Source organism: Staphylococcus simulans (genome assembly GCF_002994445.1).
In the GTDB taxonomy this organism is placed as follows: domain Bacteria; phylum Bacillota; class Bacilli; order Staphylococcales; family Staphylococcaceae; genus Staphylococcus; species Staphylococcus simulans_B.
On sequence record NZ_MRZJ01000026.1, the window covers coordinates 1 to 1,366 of the forward strand.

Here is a 1,366-nt window from a genome sequence, read left to right on the forward strand (position 1 = left end):
CATCTGTGGCTGTTGATCTTACTGTGATTGATTGACCATCCGCACCATTTTGACCTTTAGGGATAACTAGAGATTTGCCGTCGCTGAAGACTACTTTTGTTGAACCGTCAGGTTGGACTTCTGTATTTGTTACTGTTACTGAAGTTCCGTTTTGACCTGCTGCACCAGTGTCGCCTTTATCGCCTTTATCGCCTTTTTCACCTTTAGGGATAGTGATTTCTCTTCCATCGCTGAATGTTACTTTAGTTGAGCCATCTGGTTGTACTGCAGAGTTTGTGATTGTGACAGATGTACCGTCTTCACCTTTATCTCCTTTGTTTCCTTTAGGAACAACTACTTTAGTACCGTCACTAAATGTCACTTCTGTATTGCCTTCTGGTGTTTGCGTTGTGCCAGTAATAGTGATTGATTTTCCATCTACACCATTTGTACCAGTTGCGCCTGTTTCACCTTTGTCTCCTTTAGCTCCTTTTGGAACTGTGATTGAAGTACCATCACTGAAGTTGACTACTGTATTGCCTTCCGCATCCGGAGCTGTTGATGTGACAGTAATTGATTTTCCATTCGCACCTGTTGCGCCAGCTTCACCTGTATCGCCTTTCGCACCTTTTTCAACGGTTACTGTTGTACCATCTGAGAATGTAACTTTTGTATTACCTTCTGGTGTTGTTTCTGTGCTTTGAACAGTAATTGATTTACCATCCGTACCGTTTGTGCCGGCTGCACCTTGAGCACCTGTTTCACCACGATCACCTTTAGCACCTTTAGGGATTGTAATTGTTGTGTCATCGCTGAATGTCACAACTGTATTACCGTCCGCATCTGGAGCTGTAGATTTAACAGTAATTGCTTTGCCGTCTGCGCCATTTTGACCTTTTGGAATAGTGATTTCTCTTCCATCGCTGAATGTTACTTTAGTAGAGCCATCTGGTTGTACTTCTGTATTTGTAATAGTGATTGATTTTCCATCTGCACCATTTGTACCGGCTGCACCTTGGGCACCTGTTTCACCACGATCACCTTTAGCACCTTTTGGTACTGTGATTGAAGTGCCATCACTGAAGTTGACAACTGTATTACCTTCCGCATCCGGAGCTGTTGATGTGACAGTGATTGATTTACCGTTCGCACCTGTTGCGCCAGTATCCCCAGCATCACCTTTAGCACCTTTTTCAACAGTTACTGTTGTACCGTCTGAGAATGTAACTTTCGTGTTACCTTCTGGTGTTGTTTCTGTGCTTTGAACAGTGATTGATTTACCGTCAACACCATTTGTGCCGGCTGCGCCTGTTTCACCTTTGTCTCCTTTATCTCCTTTTGGAATAGTAATTGTTGTGTCATCACTGAATGTCACAACTTTATTTCC

The 1,366-nt window shown here is 43.3% G+C and carries 1 pseudogene; it reads right to left on the bottom strand.

The window, feature by feature from the left end:
- Positions 1 to 1,366: pseudogene (locus C7N65_RS12495) on the bottom strand (DUF4988 domain-containing protein); the annotation flags it as partial.